Origin of the sequence: Pseudomonas sp. GV105 (assembly GCF_003058185.1) — a bacterium.
GTDB lineage: Bacteria > Pseudomonadota > Gammaproteobacteria > Pseudomonadales > Pseudomonadaceae > Aquipseudomonas > Aquipseudomonas veronii.
Window position 1 is genome coordinate 177,400 of sequence record NZ_QBUF01000009.1, and the last position, 16,791, is coordinate 194,190.

18 protein-coding genes are annotated in these 16,791 nt (G+C 63.3%); 7 read left to right on the top strand and 11 right to left on the bottom strand.

Annotation, left to right across the window (positions count from 1 at the left end):
• Window positions 1-216: 216 nt before the first annotated feature.
• The 4 genes from C8K66_RS19190 to C8K66_RS19205 are packed head-to-tail and all read right to left on the bottom strand — an operon-like array spanning window position 217 to window position 2,808.
• The gene (locus C8K66_RS19190; protein ID WP_046384041.1) at window positions 217-1,530 is read right to left on the bottom strand and encodes a sensor histidine kinase; all 1,314 of its coding nucleotides are present in this window, start codon (window positions 1,528-1,530) and stop codon (window positions 217-219) included.
• A complete protein-coding gene (locus C8K66_RS19195) occupies window positions 1,527-2,195 on the bottom strand; it encodes a response regulator transcription factor (RefSeq protein WP_046384042.1) in 669 nt (222 codons plus the stop codon). Before C8K66_RS19195 ends, C8K66_RS19190 begins: the two co-directional genes overlap by 4 nt.
• A complete protein-coding gene (locus tag C8K66_RS19200; RefSeq protein ID WP_017847012.1) occupies window positions 2,195-2,506 on the bottom strand; it encodes a PepSY domain-containing protein in 312 nt (103 codons plus the stop codon). Before C8K66_RS19200 ends, C8K66_RS19195 begins: the two co-directional genes overlap by 1 nt.
• Window positions 2,506-2,808 carry a PepSY domain-containing protein gene (locus tag C8K66_RS19205; RefSeq protein ID WP_057004898.1) on the bottom strand — a complete coding sequence of 101 codons (303 nt, stop codon included), beginning with the start codon at window positions 2,806-2,808 and terminating at the stop codon, window positions 2,506-2,508. Before C8K66_RS19205 ends, C8K66_RS19200 begins: the two co-directional genes overlap by 1 nt.
• Before the next feature lie 159 nt (window positions 2,809-2,967).
• Between C8K66_RS19205 and C8K66_RS19210 the strand changes: the two genes are divergently transcribed.
• The 6 genes from C8K66_RS19210 (at window position 2,968) to codA (ending at window position 9,061) form a co-directional block, all read left to right on the top strand.
• Entirely contained in the window at window positions 2,968-4,047 is a 1,080-nt protein-coding gene (locus C8K66_RS19210) for a patatin-like phospholipase family protein (RefSeq protein WP_108525661.1), read from the top strand.
• A 77-nt stretch (window positions 4,048-4,124) separates the two neighbouring features.
• Window positions 4,125-4,481, top strand: a complete 357-nt coding sequence (gene queD, locus C8K66_RS19215; RefSeq protein WP_017736453.1) for a 6-carboxytetrahydropterin synthase QueD — start codon at window positions 4,125-4,127, stop codon at window positions 4,479-4,481.
• 31 nt (window positions 4,482-4,512) lie between these two features.
• Window positions 4,513-5,136, top strand: a complete 624-nt coding sequence (locus C8K66_RS19220) for an NUDIX hydrolase (RefSeq protein WP_017847009.1) — start codon at window positions 4,513-4,515, stop codon at window positions 5,134-5,136.
• Between the two features lie 191 nt (window positions 5,137-5,327).
• Window positions 5,328-6,596, top strand: coding sequence for a cytosine permease (gene codB / locus C8K66_RS19225; RefSeq protein WP_017847008.1), 1,269 nt, complete (start codon window positions 5,328-5,330; stop codon window positions 6,594-6,596).
• Complete coding sequence (locus C8K66_RS19230) at window positions 6,593-7,798, top strand: PucR family transcriptional regulator (protein ID WP_046384045.1); 1,206 nt, start codon at window positions 6,593-6,595, stop codon at window positions 7,796-7,798. The genes codB and C8K66_RS19230 overlap by 4 nt, the downstream gene beginning before the upstream one ends.
• Window positions 7,799-7,825: 27 nt before the next feature.
• Window positions 7,826-9,061, top strand: coding sequence for a cytosine deaminase (gene codA / locus C8K66_RS19235; RefSeq protein WP_046384046.1), 1,236 nt, complete (start codon window positions 7,826-7,828; stop codon window positions 9,059-9,061).
• Between the two features lie 43 nt (window positions 9,062-9,104).
• Here codA and C8K66_RS19240 read toward each other — a convergent pair whose 3' ends face one another.
• Entirely contained in the window at window positions 9,105-10,100 is a 996-nt protein-coding gene (locus tag C8K66_RS19240; RefSeq protein WP_108525739.1) for a diaminopimelate epimerase, read from the bottom strand.
• Between the two features lie 352 nt (window positions 10,101-10,452).
• Between C8K66_RS19240 and C8K66_RS19245 the strand changes: the two genes are divergently transcribed.
• Entirely contained in the window at window positions 10,453-11,604 is a 1,152-nt protein-coding gene (locus tag C8K66_RS19245; protein WP_108525663.1) for an MFS transporter, read from the top strand.
• 561 nt (window positions 11,605-12,165) lie between these two features.
• On the opposite strand, the gene C8K66_RS31010 is transcribed toward C8K66_RS19245, so the two are convergent.
• The 6 genes from C8K66_RS31010 to C8K66_RS19280 form a co-directional block, all read right to left on the bottom strand.
• Entirely contained in the window at window positions 12,166-12,918 is a 753-nt protein-coding gene (locus C8K66_RS31010; RefSeq protein WP_017847003.1) for a hypothetical protein, read from the bottom strand.
• Between the two features lie 371 nt (window positions 12,919-13,289).
• Entirely contained in the window at window positions 13,290-14,360 is a 1,071-nt protein-coding gene (locus tag C8K66_RS19260; RefSeq protein ID WP_017847002.1) for a chemotaxis response regulator protein-glutamate methylesterase, read from the bottom strand.
• Entirely contained in the window at window positions 14,357-14,878 is a 522-nt protein-coding gene (locus C8K66_RS19265; RefSeq protein ID WP_046384050.1) for a chemotaxis protein CheD, read from the bottom strand. Before C8K66_RS19265 ends, C8K66_RS19260 begins: the two co-directional genes overlap by 4 nt.
• Window positions 14,871-15,674 carry a protein-glutamate O-methyltransferase CheR gene (locus C8K66_RS19270; RefSeq protein ID WP_108525665.1) on the bottom strand — a complete coding sequence of 268 codons (804 nt, stop codon included), beginning with the start codon at window positions 15,672-15,674 and terminating at the stop codon, window positions 14,871-14,873. Before C8K66_RS19270 ends, C8K66_RS19265 begins: the two co-directional genes overlap by 8 nt.
• Before the next feature lie 21 nt (window positions 15,675-15,695).
• Window positions 15,696-16,220 (bottom strand): chemotaxis protein CheW, encoded by a 525-nt coding sequence (locus C8K66_RS19275; protein WP_026140027.1) that lies wholly within the window; start codon window positions 16,218-16,220, stop codon window positions 15,696-15,698.
• A gap of 55 nt (window positions 16,221-16,275) precedes the next feature.
• Window positions 16,276-16,788 (bottom strand): chemotaxis protein CheW, encoded by a 513-nt coding sequence (locus C8K66_RS19280; protein ID WP_226926074.1) that lies wholly within the window; start codon window positions 16,786-16,788, stop codon window positions 16,276-16,278.
• Window positions 16,789-16,791: the final 3 nt, after the last annotated feature.

The following is a 16,791-nucleotide window of genomic DNA, read 5'->3' on the forward strand; positions in this document are numbered from 1 at the left end:
ATGTGGGAGGGGGCTTGCCCCCGATTGCAGTGGGTCAGTCAAAGGCTACATCGACTGATTCACCGCTATCGGGGGCAAGCCCCCTCCCACACTTTTGATCGGCTGGTCATCGCCTGGCCATGATTAATACATGTAAACGATGTCTCCGGTTTCAAACGTAAAGGATGTCTCCGGTCTGCACCGGGGGTAAGCCCCTCCCCCCATTTTTGATCGACCTCAGCGTTTGGGCAGTTCGATCAGCACCTTGAGCCCGCCCAGTTGGCTTTCCTGCAACTGCAACACCCCGCCCCACACCTCGACGATATCGCGCACGATTCCCAGGCCCAGGCCATGGCCGTCGGTCTGCTCGTCCAGGCGCGTACCACGGCTGAACACCCGGTCGTGTTGGGCTTCGGGAATGCCGGGGCCGTCGTCTTCCACCGCCAGCAGGTAACTGTGCGGCGTCTCGCCGATGCTCAGGCGCACCTGCGCATCCGCCCATTTGCAGGCGTTGTCCAGCAGGTTGCCGAGCAGCTCCAGCAGGTCTTCGCGGTCCCAGGGCAATTGCAGGCCAGGGACGGCGTGGTGGCTCAAGTCCAGGTGGTCGCCGTGGACCATGTTCAGGGTCGCCAGCAAGCCCGGCAGCTCGTTCGCGCAATCAAACAAGGCGCCCGGCAGGGTGTCGCCGGCCAGGCGTGCGCGGTTGAGTTCGCGGTCGAGGCGCTGTTGCACCTGTTCAAGCTGTTCGCGCAGCAGCGTGCGCAAGCGCGGCTGATCCTTGAGCGCTTCGCTCGACGCCGCGCTCAACAGCACCGACAGCGGGGTTTTCAGCGCGTGGCCGAGGTTGCCCAGGGCATTGCGTGAACGCTTGAGGCTGTCTTCAGTGTGGGCCAGCAGGTGGTTGATCTGCGCTACCAGCGGTTCCAGCTCCTGCGGCACCTGGGTGTCGAGTTGCGAGCGCTGGCCCTGTTGCAGCTGGGCGATCTGGTTGCGCGCAACTTCCAGCGGGCGCAAGGCACGACGGACCGTGACCCGTTGCAGGATCAACACCAGCAACAGGGCCGCCACCCCCAGCACCAGGCCGATCTGACGCATCAGCCGAAAGCTTTCGCGCACGGGCGTGTAGTCCTGGGCCACGCTGATGGAAATCAATTGGCCGAAGCGCTTGTAGTCCGAACGCAGTACCAACAGTTGCTGGCCTTCCGGCCCCAGCTGCAGATTGCCCTTGAGCCCGGCCGCGGGCAGGCGTGGCAGCTCCTGGTCCCACAACGAGCGGGAGCGCCAGTGGATGTCGGCGAAATCGATACGGAAATAATGCCCCGAGAACGGCCGCTGATAGGCCGGCGCCAGGCGTTGCTCGTCGAGTTGCACGCCATTCGGCCCGCGCACCAGCGCCACCAGCAGGTTCTCGCTGTCGTTGCGCAGGCCGGCCTCCAAATAGCGCTGCAAACCGGCTTCGAACAACCACAGGCTGGTTTGCGCCAGCACCACGCCGACCACCACCATCACGCTGATCAGCCCCAGGCTCAGGTGCCGCTGGATCGACTTCATGCAGGACTGGCGCCGAACCGGTAACCCTGGCCGCGCCGGGTTTCGATCACGCTGCGGCCCAATTTGCGGCGCAGGTGGTTGACGTGGACTTCGAGCACATTCGAATCGCGCTCGGTCTCACCGTCATACAAATGCTCGGCCAGATGGCTTTTCGACAGGATCTGTTGCGGGTGCAACATGAAATAGCGCAGCAAGCGAAACTCGGCGGCGGTCAGCTGGATTTCGTCGCCGTCGCGCAGCACGCATTGGCGCCCTTCATCCAGGTGCAGGCCGGCCGCTTGCAAGGTCGGCTGGTTGGCCTGGCCATGGGAACGGCGCAACAGCGCCTGGACACGCAGGTGCAGTTCTTCGGGGTGAAACGGTTTGCTCAGGTAATCATCGGCCCCGGCCTTGAGCCCTTCGATGCGCTCGGCCCAGGAATCGCGCGCGGTGAGGATCAGCACCGGGGTGGCCAGTGCGGCCGCGCGCCATTGCGCCAACACCTCGAGCCCGGGCAAGCCGGGCAGGCCGAGGTCGAGGATGATCAAGTCATAGGGTTCGCTGCGGCCCTGGTACGCGGCATCGCGCCCATCGGCCAGCCAATCGACGGCATAGCCCTGGCGCTGCAGGCCGGCCAGCAGTTCATCGGCCAGCGGTACGTTATCTTCCACCAACAGCAGGCGCATCAGTCTTCCTCGTCTTTGATCAGCGCACCGCTGGTGGCGTCGAGTTTGATCTCGCGCACCACACCGTCGGTCGTCACCAGTTCCACTTCATAGGCATATTGCTCGTCCTTTTTCTCAAGCTCGGCCTCCAGCAGCCGCGAGCCGGGGTGGCGCGCCATGGCCTGCTGCAACAGTTGCTCGAGCGGCAGGATCACCCCCTGCTGGCGCAGTGCCAAGGCTTCGTCCTGGTTGAGGTCGCGGGCTGACAGGCTTGAGCAAAACGCCAGGAGCACCAGCCCCGCCCAGCCAGCGGCGCGTCGATATACCTTCATTACGTATCCTGATGATTCTTGAGCACATGCCCGGTGAGCGCGTCCAATTCAACCTCCCATTCGATGCCGTCGACATCCTCCAGTTCGACCTCGTAGAGGTACTTGCCGTAGACCTCGTCCAGGTCGGTGTCCAGCAGGGTCGAACCGGGATGCAAGGCCAGGGCCGTGGCGTCCAGCTGATCGAAGGCGACAATAGTAACAGTGCCGGGCCCGCGGAGTGACTTGTCGGGGTCGGCTGCCAGGGCCTGTGCCGCCAAAGAGGCCGCGCACCCGGCGGCGACCAGCATTGTGAGACGCTTCATGCTGAGTCTCCGTTTCACGATATTTGTCCTACACCCGCCAGCGTATCCGCGGCAACTTAACTGAAACTGAATTGCCACCATGGCAATTCGCGTCACCCGCGTTTTCCTTCACCCGACGAGATTTTCTATACTGCCCCGCTCGCTTCAACAGAGACCGGTATGACAGCCATCCACATCAAGTTTCCCGCCCTGACCCTCAAGGCCGGCAAACGCGCCTTTGCGCGCATTCGCGAGCAAGGCCTCAAGCCTGCCGATGTCGGTATCCTTCCCGGTGCGGCAGGCGGGCCCAAGGCCTTGGGCATCCAGGGCCTGGACCTGGCGCTGTTCGGCGAGTGGCTGCCCCGCGCGCCACGCGAACGTGCGCTGATCGGTGCCTCCATCGGTTCCTGGCGGTTTGCCAGCGCCTGCCTGCCCGACCCGGTGCAAGGCCTGCTCGACCTCGGCCGCCTGTACAACGAACAACGCTTCGCCAAAGGCGTGACCATGGCCGAGGTCAGCCAGAGCTGCCGGCGCATGCTCGACGACCTGCTGGCCGGGCGCGATGCGCGGGTGCTGGACAACCCCGGCTATCGGCTGAACATCATGGTGGTCAAGAGCCACGGCCTGCTCGCCGATGACCACCGCGGGCGGCTGGGCCTGGGCCTGTCGTCGGTGATTGCCGACAACCTGCGCGGCCGCGCGCGGCTGGCGCGGCATTTCGAGCGGCTGATCATCCATGACCCGCGCCAGGCGCCGCCAGTGCATGCGCTGCGGGATTTTCCGTCGCGCTTCCTCGACCTGAACCTGGGCAACCTGCGCCAGGCGCTGCTGGCGTCCGGCTCGATCCCCATGGTGATGCAAGGCGTGCGCGACCTGCCGGGCGCTGGCGCGGGCACCTACCGCGACGGCGGCCTGCTGGATTACCACCTCGACCTGCCCTACCACGGCGATGACATCGTGCTGTACCCGCACTTCACCGACCGCGTCATCCCCGGCTGGTTCGACAAGGGCCTGCCGTGGCGACGCAGCAATCAACAAGGCTTGCAGGACGTGTTGCTGCTGGCGCCGTCGAAGGACTACCTGGCCCGCCTGCCCCACGGCAAACTGCCGGACCGCAGCGACTTCAAGCGCTTTCTGGGCGATGACGCGACTCGCAACAAATACTGGCAAACCGCAATGAGCGAGAGCCGGCGCCTGGGCGATGAGTTTCTGCACCTGGCCGACCAGGGTGGCCTGGGCGAGCGCTTGCAGGCGCTTTGACCCAGCGGTATGCGCGAGGCGCGATGTAGCTGTTAAACTCGCCGCCTGCCAGAAACCTGACCGAGCTGAAAAATACTGTGGAAATCTTCAAGGAATTTACATTCGAATCCGCCCACCGCCTGCCCCACGTGCCAGACGGCCACAAATGCGGGCGCCTGCATGGGCATTCGTTCAAGGTGGCGATCCACCTGAGCGGCGACCTGGACCCCCATACCGGCTGGATTCGCGACTTCTCGGAGATCAAGGCGATTTTCAAGCCGCTCTACGAACGCCTCGACCACAACTACCTGAACGACATCCCCGGCCTGGAAAACCCCACCAGCGAAGTACTGGCCAAGTGGATCTGGACCGAATTGAAACCCCTGCTGCCCGAACTCAGCGCGATTCGCATCCATGAAACCTGCACCAGCGGCTGCATCTATCGCGGCGAGTAACCCTCACGTCAACGCCCTGCGGGAGCACCCCATGGAAAACACCTGGCTGGCCCAGGCCAAACGCTTGCAGGCATTGGCTTCCACGGGGCTGCACTTTTGCACCGACGACTTCGAACGCGAGCGCCTGGAAGAAATTGCCGAGATCGCCCACAGCATGCTCGCGCAATTGGGCAATGTGCCGCTGGAGCGCATCAGCGGGCTGGTCCCGGATTTCGCCCAGCGCTATTCGACGCCAATGATCGATGTCCGCGGCGCGGTGATCGACGGCGAGCGCATTCTGCTGGTGCGCGAGGCGACCGATGGTTGCTGGGCGCTGCCGGGGGGCTATGCCGATATCGGTCTGTCGGCCGCAGAAAACATCGTCAAGGAGATCCGCGAGGAAGCCGGGCTGACCGTGACGGCGCGGGCGCTCTACAGCGTCACGCACAAGGCCAAGGGCTTGTATCGCCCGGATGTGCGGGACTTCTACAAGCTGTATTTCCTGTGTGAACGGGTCGACCAACTGGCGCCGACGGCCGGGTTCGAAACCACCGAGGTGGGCTTTTTCGCCCTCGACGACCTGCCGCCGCTGTCCCGTGGGCGCACCATCGAAAGCGATCTCGAGGCGGCCTTTGCGTTTCATCGCGGCGAAACCACGCTGACGCTGTTCGACTGATCCAATTTGTATCACCGCTGCACCGCTTTCGTGCCCGATTGGGCACCGCGACCACTCCCGCCCGCGTTCCGCGCCTGTCTGGCGATAAATCCTGTGCATACTGCACAACACCCACCGTGCGCCCGTCACTGCTGCTCAATTGGCACGCGCGGTGCAATAGGCCTGCGTCACTCATTCAGGGAGCAAGGCACATGACGCAGCAAGAACCGGGCAACGATTACCCCCTCAGCGAAGTCCCGATGCACGCACGCAAGGGCCTGGCGTCCACCGCCATGGTGCTGCTGGGCTTCACCTTTTTCACCGCGACCATGTTTGCCGGCGGCAAGCTGGGCGTGGCGTTCAGTTTCGTCGACATGCTCGGCGTCGTGGCCTTGGGTAACCTGCTGTTGGGCATTTATGCCGCAGGCTTGGGTTACATCGCGTTCAAGAGCGGCCTGAACTCGGTGCTGATGGGGCGCTTCTGTTTTGGCGAAGTCGGCAGCAAGCTCAGTGATTTGATCCTCGGTTTCACCCAGATCGGCTGGTACGCCTGGGGCACCGCCACCGCCGCCGTGGTGCTGGGCAAATATTTCGAGCTGAGCCAGGGCAGCGTGCTGGTGCTGATGGTGCTGTTTGGCCTGCTGTTCTGCGCCACGGCCTACGTGGGCTATCGCGGGTTGGAGATTCTGTCCTACATCGCGGTGCCGGCCATGGGCATTCTGTTGTGCCTGTCGATGTGGGTCGCCACGGTGAAAGTCGGCGGGCTGCAAGGCTTGCTGGCGGTGGTGCCGACGTCGGAACTGGACTTGTCGACGGCGATCACCCTGGTGTTCGGCACCTTTGTCAGCGGCGCGACCCAGGCCACCAACTGGACGCGCTTTTCGCGCTCGGCCAAGGTCGCGGTGCTCGCCAGCCTGATCGGTTTTTTTGTCGGCAATGGCTTGATGGTGCTGATCGGGGCTTATGGCGCCATCGTCTATCAACAGCCCGACGTGGTGGAGGTGTTGCTGCTGCAAGGCTTTGCCACGGCCGCGATGGCGATGTTGCTGCTCAATATCTGGAGCACGCAGGACAACACCATCTACAACTTCGCCGTGGCCGGTTGCAACCTGCTGCGCACCCGCCGCCGCAAGACGGTGACCCTGGCAGGTGCGGTGATCGGCACGCTGCTGGCGCTGCTCGGCATGTACGACATGCTGGTGCCGTACCTGATCCTGCTGGGCACGGTGATTCCACCGATTGGCGGGGTGATCATGGCGGACTTTTTCTATCGCTACCGTGGCCGCTACCCGCGCCTGGCCGATGCGCGCCTGCCGGCGTTCAACTGGCCGGGGCTGACCGCCTACGCCGTGGGCACCGTACTGGCGTTCAATTCGCCCTGGGTGGCGCCGTTGGTGGGGATCGTGGCCGCGTCGCTGACCTACATGCTACTCAGCGCCGTACTGCGCGTGCGGGCACCGTTGGCTGACGCACAGGCATGAGCCTGACCATCGCCGATGTGCTCGCCCTGCCGGGGCTGGATTCCCTGTGCCTGCGCGCCGGGGCGGCGGGCCTGGAGAATGCCGTGCGCTGGCCGTATGTCGCAGAGAACAGCGGCATCGCCGAGTGGGTGCTGGGTGGCGAACTGGTGTTCGTCACCGGTATCAATCACCCACGGGACGAAGCGAATTTGCTGCAACTGCTGGAGGAAGCCTGCCTGCGTCAGGTGGCCGGGTTGGTGATTCTCACCGGGCCGGCCTATATCCAGGCGATTCCCCAACGCTTGCTGGACGCCGCCGAAGCCGCCGACATGCCGCTGATCGAACAGCCTTACTCACTGAAAATGGTGCTGGTGACCCAGGCGATCGGTTCGGCGTTGATCCAGTCGGAGCAATTGGGCCGCTCGCGGCACGATGTGCTGGAGCGGTTGCTGGCCGGTGACTATCAATCGTTGGATCTGCTGCTGCACCGCGCCGCCCAGTTGGGCATGCCCCTGGCCGGCCATTGGCAAATCGTGCAGTTGCAGTTGGAGGGCAGCGACGCGTTATTTGCCCAGGGTGAGGCCGCGCAGATGGAAGCGCAGTTGGCGCGGCAACACGACAGCATTACCCGGCGCTTGCGGCAGTTGTCGGCCGCGGTGCCGGTACTCGGGCGCGCCGGCCAATGGACGTTGCTGCTGCCGGCCGCCGATGCCGTCGCGGCGCTGGCTAACCGGGAGCAACTGGCCAATTGGTTGAAGCCGCTGAACCTGCGTCTGGCGCCGCTGAAACTGTTCATCGGCCTGAGCGCCGCCGCCCACCCGCCGGCGCGCCTGGCCCAGGCGCAGGATGAAGCGCGCCAGGCGTTGGCCGCCGCGCGGCGCTTCAGCGAACGCGCCGGGCTCTGCGTGTATGACGAACTCGGCGTATTGAAGCTGCTCAGCGGCGTGCGCGATCGTGCGCTGCTCGACCAGTTTCTCAATGACCGCCTGGGCCCGTTGCTGCGCCACGACCTGCACCATGGTCCAAGCCTGCTGCCGACCCTCGAAGCCTGGTTCCACGAGAATGGTAACCTGGTGGCCGCCGCGCAGCGCCTGGCCGTCCACCGCAATACCCTGACGCACCGCGTCCAGCGCATCGAAGCCCTGTGCGGGCTGAGGCTGGATAATTCGTATGACCGCCTGGACATCGGCATCGCGCTGATGATCTGGCGGCTGTCTGCCTGATTGTTTTTAGCCAAGAGGAACTTGCCCATGCACATCATCAACGCCCGCCTGCGCAACCGTGAAGGCCTGCATGATCTGCACCTGGAACACGGCCGGATCGCCAGCATCACGCCGCAAACCACAGCCCCCACGGCGGGGCCCGACGACCTCGACGCGGCCGGCAACCTGGTGATACCGCCATTCGTCGAACCGCACATCCACCTCGACGCCACCCTCACCGCCGGCGAGCCGCGCTGGAACATGAGCGGCACCCTGTTCGAAGGGATCGAGTGCTGGGGCGAACGCAAAGCCACCATCACCCACGAAGACACCAAGGCCCGCGCCAGGAAAACCATCCAGGCCCTCGCCGCCCACGGTATCCAGCATGTGCGTACCCACGTCGACGTCACCGACCCGGACCTCACCGCGCTCAAAGCCATGCTCGAAGTGCGCGAGGACACTGCGCACCTGATCGACCTGCAAATCGTCGCCTTTCCCCAGGAGGGCATCGAGTCGTACCGCAATGGCCGCGAGCTGATGGAAGAAGCCGTCCGCCTGGGCGCCGACGTGATCGGCGGCATCCCCCACTTTGAATACACCCGCGACCAGGGCGTGAGTTCGGTGAAGTTCCTGATGGACCTGGCCGAACGCAGCGGCTGCCTGGTCGACGTGCATTGCGACGAAACCGACGACCCGCACTCGCGTTTCCTCGAAGTGCTCGCCGAAGAAGCGCGCAGCCGCGACATGGGCGCCCGCGTCACCGCCAGCCACACCACGGCCATGGGTTCCTACGACAACGCCTACTGCGCCAAACTGTTCCGCCTGCTCGGGCATTCCGGTATCAGCTTCGTCTCCTGCCCCACCGAAAGCATTCACCTGCAAGGGCGCTTCGACAGTTTCCCGAAACGGCGCGGCGTCACCCGCGTCAACGAACTGCTGGAAGCCGGCATGAACGTGTGCTTCGGCCAGGACTCCATCGTCGATCCCTGGTACCCCCTGGGCAACGGCAACATCCTGCGGGTGCTCGAAGCCGGGTTGCACATCTGCCACATGCTCGGCTACCGCAACCTGCAAAACGCCCTGGACCTGGTCACGGACAACAGCGCCAAGGCCATGGCCCTCGGCGATCGCTATGGGCTGGAACCCGGCCGGCCGGCCAACCTGTTGATCCTCTCGGCCGACAGCGACTACGAGGTGATTCGCAGCCAGGGCCTGGCGCTGTACTCGATCCGCAACGGCAAGGTGTTGATGAAGCGCCAGCCGGCGCAGGTGACGTTTTTGTAGCACGCGGGGTTCGATGGACAGCCGCTGATACGACTCGACGCGATCAGCCGCGCGGCCCTGCATCGAGCTGCGGCCGCGCAGCCCCGAACAGGCTGACGCTCAGCACTGTCGCATCCTGAATCTGCAACCGAACCGGCACCGTACCGCCCGGCATCACCACCGCGACCTCCCCGCCCGCGACCCAACCGGCGCGCCACGCGGCGCACGCCACGGCACAGGCGCTGGTCCCGGAGGACGCCGTCGGCCCCTCTCCCCGCTCGAACACCCGCGCAAGCACTCGATTGCCGGACGCCTGGGCAGCCCATTGCAAGTTGACCCCGGCCACACAGGGCTGGCCACGCCCGGCAGGTGGCGCAAATGCAATCGCCTGCAAGGGCTCGAACAGTGCGCTCTGGTGCATCGGCAGATTGTCCGGCAGCGCAGCGGCCTGGTACACCAACGTCACGCAATGGGGGTTGCCCACCCGCACAAACTGGCTGCGCGTCCATGCCGGGTTGATCGCCGCCAGCGCGGGCAGATGGCTGAACGCCCCCTCTTCGGCGCCAGGCAGGTCCGCGCCGACCGCCAGCGGGCCAAACGCCGGCTGCCCCAACGCCAGCCAGAACCCACGCACCTGCTCGTGCAGTGCCGGTTCGACATAGGTGGCCAGCGGCGACTTTGCATCCTGTTTATCGTGATGCACCCGCAGCTCGCAACCCTGCGTCATCAAGCCCTGATCGCTCAGCGCCTGGGCGAAGATGGTCAGGCCATTGCCACTGCGCTCCGCAAGGGAGCCGTCAGTGTTGACGATCAACAGGTCGAACGGCGGCGCCGCCTGGAACGGCCCGACCAACAACCCATCACAACGGTGCGCCTTGGCGCCGGCCGGACGCGGCGAAGGCCCCCAGCCACATTCGGCGGCAATGGCCGGCAGTGCCCAAGCGTCGCGCCGGCTCGCCGCGAGGGCCGCAGTGTCGGGCACCTCGACCCCGTGGCGACGCAAACAGGCCGGGCTGACCACCCCATAGATATTGCCGCGGGCATCGTAGAACCGGGTCATGGGGTCGCCTGGCTGAAAGTCCTTCATCGCTTCGTCCGTCCAATCGTCTGCACACAGAAGCAGCAGCGTATTACAGAACGGTCGGCGCGTGGGAAGTAGTCTGGAAGGTGCGTCATCCGCCGCAGGAAGCCTGGGGTTCAGCAATTCTCACGGGGATTACGCACCTTCCAGACCACCTCCTACACGTCGATGTCCTCTAGGTGGCAGCCAGTGTCCAGAGCGTTCCGTGCTGGCGAAAATAAAACCCGTCGCCAGCACGAACGCCGCGTGAACCTGGCTCGCTCGATCAGGCTTGATGTGTAAGGATGTCCCGCCGGACATCGTTCGTTGAATGCAAAACCAAGGATTCTCCATGACTGCCATCCCCACCCCAGCGCCCGTGGTTCCCGGGCGGCTGGAGCAAATGTCGACGCGCATCGCCTTCTTCATCGCCGGCTTCGGCATCGCCGCCTGGGCGCCGTTGGTGCCGTATGCCAAGGCCCGCGTCGAACTCAACGAGGGCACCCTGGGCCTGTTGCTGCTGTGCCTGGGGGGCGGCTCGATCATCGCCATGCCGGTGGCCGGCGCACTGGCCTCGCGCTATGGTTGCCGGCGCGTACTGAGCGCCGGGACGGTCCTGATCTGCCTGGCGTTGCCCATGCTCGCCACGGTCAGTTCGATCCCGTTGCTGATGGCTGGTCTGTTCCTGTTCGGCGCGGGCCTGGGTACGGTCGACTCCACGGTCAACCTGCAAGCGGTGATCGTCGAGCGCGCCAGCGGCAAAACCATGATGTCGGGCTTCCATGGGTTGTTCAGCCTGGGCGGCATCGTCGGCGCAGCGGGGGTTTCCGGGTTGCTGGGGCTGGGGTTTTCGCCGCTGCAGGCGACCCTGGTGGTGATCGTCATCATGGCGCTGGCGCTGTTCAAGGCCGCCCCCCACTGGTTGCCCTACGGCAGTGAAAGCGTTGGGCCGCCGTTTGCCATTCCCCACGGCGTGGTGCTGTTTATCGGCGGCTTGTGTTTCATCGTGTTTTTGGCCGAAGGCGCCGTGCTCGACTGGAGCGCGGTGTTCCTCAGCGCCGAACGCGGCCTGGACGAAGCCTACGCCGGCCTGGGTTATGCGGCCTTTGCCCTGACCATGACCGCCGGGCGCCTGACCGGCGACCGGATTGTCCGTCGACTGGGGGCTGCCCGGGTGATCGTCACCGGCGGGGCGTTGGCGGCGGCCGGGATCTTCCTCGCGACCCTGTCACCGGCCTGGGCCATGTCCCTGCTGGGCTATGCGCTGGTCGGCGCCGGATGCTCAAATATCGTCCCGGTGCTCTACACCGCTGTCGGCAAGCAGACCGTCATGCCGGAACACATCGCCGTGCCGGCCATCACCACCCTCGGCTATGCCGGTATTCTCGCGGGGCCCGCGGTGATCGGTTTCATTGCCCATGGCAGCAGCCTGGCGACTGCCTTCCTGTTGATCGGGGGATTGCTCGCAGCGGTGGCGGTCAGCGGCAAAATACTGCGGGTATGAGCAAAGGACATGAGCGGCCTGAATCCTTCAAGTAGCTCATGTACGCCTGATCGTTTCTTCCCTGCCTTATCGTTTCCCGTCCGCAGCGCTGTGCCTGGCAGAACGGTTCAGTGGTTAGCCCAGATGCCGCTCGGTGTCATTGGCCAGACGGCAAGACAACTTGTGCCATAACCCGGCGAGCGTGGAAAACACAGGGCTGGACAACGGTTCCTCCGTGAATGTTCGAGAACCTTTATCGAAGTCTTCGGCGGTGGGCGCCCTGAAGCTGAACTTCGGCGAAGACATGAGGTTGAGTGCCTGCGAACGGGATGTGCTTGGGAGGCCTGCTTCCCGTGCCGGCATCGCCAGGCTCGCAACCGTGTACTGGGAGGGCTGAGATTCAAAGGATGTCGAATTCATAGTCCAGACCTGATTCGGTAGGTGAAGACACCGGCAGCCATTCAACGGCCGATGGCAATCTCTTCGTGGTAAAACCCTTCCTCCCTGGCTGAAGTGGTGCTTCCTGCTCACTACGCTTACCAACCTATGCCGCGAGTGACGCGGCATTCGGCTGTGCCAGAGTTAACGCAGCAGTTTCAGCAGTTCGCGTCGCGAAATCTTGCCGTCGCGCTGCCACTCGTCAACATTGTCCATCCGCCCCTGCAGAATCGAACGGGCCATGACTTCCTTGGCCAATTGGATGAGATGGTCAGTGAAGGGGTTGCCCGTCAACGCTTGCGCCGCAAACTCTTTGAGCTTGTCGAGCTTGATGCTGTCGCCCCGACCGTTGCCCTTCAACTGTTGGAAATGGCCGAGCATTTCCTTGATCAGCTGTTTGTCGTCTTTGAGTTTAAAGGGGTTATCGGAACCGATGACGCTCATAATGTCGTCCCTGGACAAGCGGCCATCCGAAGCACCGGTGCTCATGTTTCGATCAAGCGCGCGTACCAGCTCGGGACGCCGCAGCAGTTCCTTCGCCAGGCGGATATTGGCGTCCATCTGCGGGTTGCCGGTCAATGGTCGCTCGGCCATTTTTTTCAGGCTTTCGAGGGTGACTTGCCGCGAAAAATGCCCTTCCCTGAACGCGCCGTAATTGCTCAGCAGCGCCTGGGCCAGTTGCTGATTGCTTTGCTTGGAGTAATGCGGGTCCGGCCGCTCGGGGGTTGGGCGCGGTGGTGGGCCGGGGTTCGGGCGCACATTATCGGGCAGCGGACGTTGCGGCGGCCCCGAGTGATAATGACCGTGGCCGAAGTACGGGCGCGACGACGTGCTGCCGAATGCTGAGCCGAAGTGATACGAATCCCAGAACAGGCTCTGGCTGGCCGATGAGCTCATAGACCGCTCGGCAATGGACATGGGGTCTCTGAAAGACTTGTCATCAGAGGAGTGAGCGACAGACTGCATGAATACTGATGCCGACATTTAGTTCTCCAGTTCGGTTTGATCAGACGCCTTGCCTCAGCGCTCCAGGCGCCCCGACGATCGACAAATCGTCAAGCAAACCAGCGGAAGCAGGCTTATCCTGTGTGGCAGAACTGTGGGAGTCGGTTCCTGATCGCGCTGAAAGTTTCCAGCGCCCAGGTAGGAAGAGCATCTGCTGAGATACGGAACTCATCACCTTCCCAAGCCGTTTCGGCGCAGCCAGCCCCCTCGCCGCCCAACCCGACCCAGGCGCGCAAAAAACCTCGGTTCACCAGCATCAACCGTCAGCGGCGCAGGTGCATGGACTGCAGAATCGCGGCTGGAATTTGTTCGAGCGGCAACTCGCGCTCCACCGCACCGAGCTTGAAGGCCTCCTTAGGCATGCCGTACACCACGCACGACTCTTCATTCTGGCCCAGCGTCAGCGCGCCGTTGTCGTGCATCTCCTTCAACCCGCGAGCGCCATCGTCCCCCATGCCCGTCATGATGATGCCCAGCGCGTTGCCGCCGGCGCTGCGGGCGACCGAACGAAACAGCACGTCCACCGAAGGGCGGTGCCGGCTGACAGGGGGCCCGTCAACGATTTCAACCAGGTATTGGGCGCCGCTGCGCTTGAGCAACATGTGCCTGCCGCCGGGAGCAATCAACGCACAACCGGGAATGACCCGGTCGCCATTTTTCGCCTCCCTGACTTCGATCTCGCACAGGCGGTTGAGCCGCTCGGCAAATGCCGCGGTGAAGTGTTCCGGCATGTGCTGCACGATCACGATTCCCGGGCACACCCTGGGCAAGGCAGTCAGCACCAGCTCCAGGGCTTGCGTGCCGCCGGTGGACGTACCAATGGCGACGATGTTTTCGGTGGTGCGCGCCATGGCCTGCGTGCTCGCCGGCAGTATGACGTCGGCAGTCAGCTTGACCGGGGCTCGCTCGCTGGACGGCACCATGCGTTTCATGTTGGCCCGGGCTGCGGCCTTGACGGCACCGGCCAATTCATCGGAACTGTCGGTCAGGAACTGACGCAAATTGAGTTGCGGCTTGGTCACGATACTCACCGCACCGGCGGCCAGCGCTTGCATGGTGGTGGCCGCGCCCTTCTCGGTCAGCGTGGAACAGATGACCACTGGCGTCGGATGTTCGGCCATCAGTTTCTTGAGGAACGTAATGCCATCCATCCGCGGCATCTCGACGTCCAACACGATGACGTCCGGCCATTGCTTATTCATCTTGTCCATGGCGAACACCGGGTCCGCCGCCGCGCCGATCACTTCAATGGCCGGGTCTTGCCCAAGGGTCGCCGTCAGCACCTGGCGAACCACCGCGGAGTCGTCAATGATCAGTACTTTGATAAGGCTCATATCGCACGCTCTCCATGAGGGCTGCTGAGTGGCCAATGCAGGGCCAGATAGTTGAGTTCGATGTTGCCATTGGCCAGATCGAACACCACGGTTCGATAACCCACGCCTTCCACATGAAAGTTGTGACACCGCAACTGATGCGAATCGAGCAGGTGCCTGGCTTGCTCGACATTGCGCTGGCCAACGTAGTGATTGTCCGAACGCGCCAGCCCCGGAAACATATCCCCGCCGCCATACACGCTGATTCTGAACTCCGTCGGCGGCACCTTGATCGCGTGCATTCGGCCGAGCAGCAATTGGAGCGCCTCATCGCCGTAGCGACCATCCAGTGCAGCCGATCTCTTCACTGCGCGCCGGGGCAACAGGTAGTGGCACATGCCGCCCAACAAGCGCCGCGGATGCCAGACCACCAATGCAACGCATGAGCCCAGCACGGTGCGCAGCCGAATGGCGCCTGAACCGAAAAACCACTCGCCGGGATTCAGGTACACCTCGCGGGACGGTGGGGTGTCAGGCATGTGGCCTCCGATAGATCGAAGGCTTGACCAGTCGCAGTTCATCGGTCACGCCATTGAGACTTTCCGAATGGCTGACCAGGAAATAGCCGCCGGGCTTGAGGTGGCTGACCAGGCGCTTGACCACTTGCACTTTGGTCTCGCTGTCAAAATAGATCATCACGTTGCGCAGGAAGATCACGTCAAACATTCCCAGTTTCGGCAACGGATTGTTCAAGTTGATGGCCTGGAAATCGATCTTCGACGCCAGCGCCGGTTCGACCATGAAGCAACCGTGGTTGGCGCCGACGCCCTTGAGGCAATATTTGTTGAGCAACGCTTGGGGAATGCCGCGCGTGCCTTCGAGGGGGTAGCGCCCCTGGCGGGCCGTTTCCAGTACCCGGCTGCTGATATCCGATGCGACGATTTCCCAGGGCCGGCCGCCGAGGCTGTCCGCCAGGACCATGGCCAGGGTGTAGGGCTCTTCACCGCTCGAGCAGGCGCCGCTCCATACACGCAAAGGCCCGGCGCCACGCAGTTCGGGCAGTGCGACATCGCGCAGGAAATCAAAATGCTTGGGCTCGCGGAAGAAGTAGGTTTCGTTGGTGGTCAGCATATCGACCGCCACTTGTAGTTCCGTCGCGTCCTTCATCAACACTTTGTAGTACGCGCCGTAGGTATTGAGCTTGAACACTTGCAGGCGCTTGGCGAGCCGAGCGCTCACCAACTGTTTTTTGGCATCCGACAGGCTGATGCCGGCGATTTGATGAATGAGAGTGCGAAACTGCAGGAACTCCGCATCGGAGAGAATCACGTTCATGAGGACACTCCCAAAAAACAATCAGGCAGTTGAAGGCAGCAAGGGATCAAGGGTTGCCAGCACATCGACCTGTTCCAGGGACAACACGCGACCGATATCCAGCAACAACACAAAACCGCTCTCCAATTTGCCGATGCCCAACAGGAAGTCCGCTCTGACATCGGTCCCGAAATTCAAGGACGGTTCGATATCCTGATCGGCGATTTCAAGGACCTCGCTGACCGCATCCACAATGATGCCCACCGGCTTGCCCCCGGCATTGGCCTGTACCTCAAGGATCACAAAGCAGGTCCTCGAGGTCTGCACCGTGCGCTCGCCGCGAAAGCGCACACCCAGGTCCAGCACCGGAACCGCCGCGCCGCGCAGATTGATCACGCCGCGGATGCTGGGCGGCAACAACGGCACGCTGGTGATCGGTCCGTATTCGATGATCTCTCGCACGTTGAGCGTGCCGACGGCGAACATCTCATCCCCCAACTCGAAGGTGAGGTATTGGCTAGGGCTCGAGACCGTGGCTTTACCTGGACTTGCGATGGATAACGCCATGACTCACCTCGCATCGATTACTTTGCGGCCGCGCCGGGAGGCGCGGTCGTACACGTCAAGCTCGCATCAAGCCGGCCATCTCATCGACACACAACACCTGCTCGATTTGCAGCAGCGTGACAAACGCACCTCGCACCTTGGTCATCCCCCGGATGAAGTCGGTACGGATAGGGTTACCAAAGGCCGGCGCGGGCTTGATATCAATATCGAGGATCTCGATCACTTCGCTGACCGAGTCCACCACCACCCCCAGCACCTGGGACTCGCCCTCCTTCGCCGCTTCAAGAATGACGATGCACGTTCGGCTGCCCAGCACCGTCACACCCTTGCCAAACCGTGCCTTGAGGTCCACTAACGGCACCACTGAACCGCGCAGGTTGATCACCCCGCGCAGGAATGTCGGCATCATCGGCACCGTGGTCACCTGGTTGTATTCGATGATTTCGCGAACGTTCAGTGTATTGACCGCATACATCTGCTGGTCAGCCAAGAAGGTCAGGTACTGCAAGGGCTCATCGACCTGCGGCGCTGACTCCAAAGTGTTCGGCATAACGGCTGTGGCGCTCATGGG

Bases quoted from the DNA above. Each gene is read 5' to 3' on its own strand.
- C8K66_RS19220 (WP_017847009.1), top strand. From the start codon at position 4,513: ATGGAAAACACCTGGCTGGCCCAGGCCAAACGCTTGCAGGCATTGGCT.
- C8K66_RS19230 (WP_046384045.1), top strand. From the start codon at position 6,593: ATGAGCCTGACCATCGCCGATGTGCTCGCCCTGCCGGGGCTGGATTCC.
- C8K66_RS31010 (WP_017847003.1), bottom strand. From the start codon at position 12,918: ATGAGCTCATCGGCCAGCCAGAGCCTGTTCTGGGATTCGTATCACTTC.
- C8K66_RS19260 (WP_017847002.1), bottom strand. From the start codon at position 14,360: ATGAGCCTTATCAAAGTACTGATCATTGACGACTCCGCGGTGGTTCGC.
- codB (WP_017847008.1), top strand. From the start codon at position 5,328: ATGACGCAGCAAGAACCGGGCAACGATTACCCCCTCAGCGAAGTCCCG.
- C8K66_RS19245 (WP_108525663.1), top strand. From the start codon at position 10,453: ATGACTGCCATCCCCACCCCAGCGCCCGTGGTTCCCGGGCGGCTGGAG.
- C8K66_RS19265 (WP_046384050.1), bottom strand. From the start codon at position 14,878: ATGCCTGACACCCCACCGTCCCGCGAGGTGTACCTGAATCCCGGCGAG.
- C8K66_RS19200 (WP_017847012.1), bottom strand. From the start codon at position 2,506: ATGAAGGTATATCGACGCGCCGCTGGCTGGGCGGGGCTGGTGCTCCTG.
- C8K66_RS19280 (WP_226926074.1), bottom strand. From the start codon at position 16,788: ATGAGCGCCACAGCCGTTATGCCGAACACTTTGGAGTCAGCGCCGCAG.
- C8K66_RS19240 (WP_108525739.1), bottom strand. From the start codon at position 10,100: ATGACCCGGTTCTACGATGCCCGCGGCAATATCTATGGGGTGGTCAGC.
- C8K66_RS19210 (WP_108525661.1), top strand. From the start codon at position 2,968: ATGACAGCCATCCACATCAAGTTTCCCGCCCTGACCCTCAAGGCCGGC.
- codA (WP_046384046.1), top strand. From the start codon at position 7,826: ATGCACATCATCAACGCCCGCCTGCGCAACCGTGAAGGCCTGCATGAT.
- C8K66_RS19275 (WP_026140027.1), bottom strand. From the start codon at position 16,220: ATGGCGTTATCCATCGCAAGTCCAGGTAAAGCCACGGTCTCGAGCCCT.
- C8K66_RS19205 (WP_057004898.1), bottom strand. From the start codon at position 2,808: ATGAAGCGTCTCACAATGCTGGTCGCCGCCGGGTGCGCGGCCTCTTTG.
- C8K66_RS19195 (WP_046384042.1), bottom strand. From the start codon at position 2,195: ATGCGCCTGCTGTTGGTGGAAGATAACGTACCGCTGGCCGATGAACTG.
- C8K66_RS19270 (WP_108525665.1), bottom strand. From the start codon at position 15,674: ATGAACGTGATTCTCTCCGATGCGGAGTTCCTGCAGTTTCGCACTCTC.
- C8K66_RS19190 (WP_046384041.1), bottom strand. From the start codon at position 1,530: ATGAAGTCGATCCAGCGGCACCTGAGCCTGGGGCTGATCAGCGTGATG.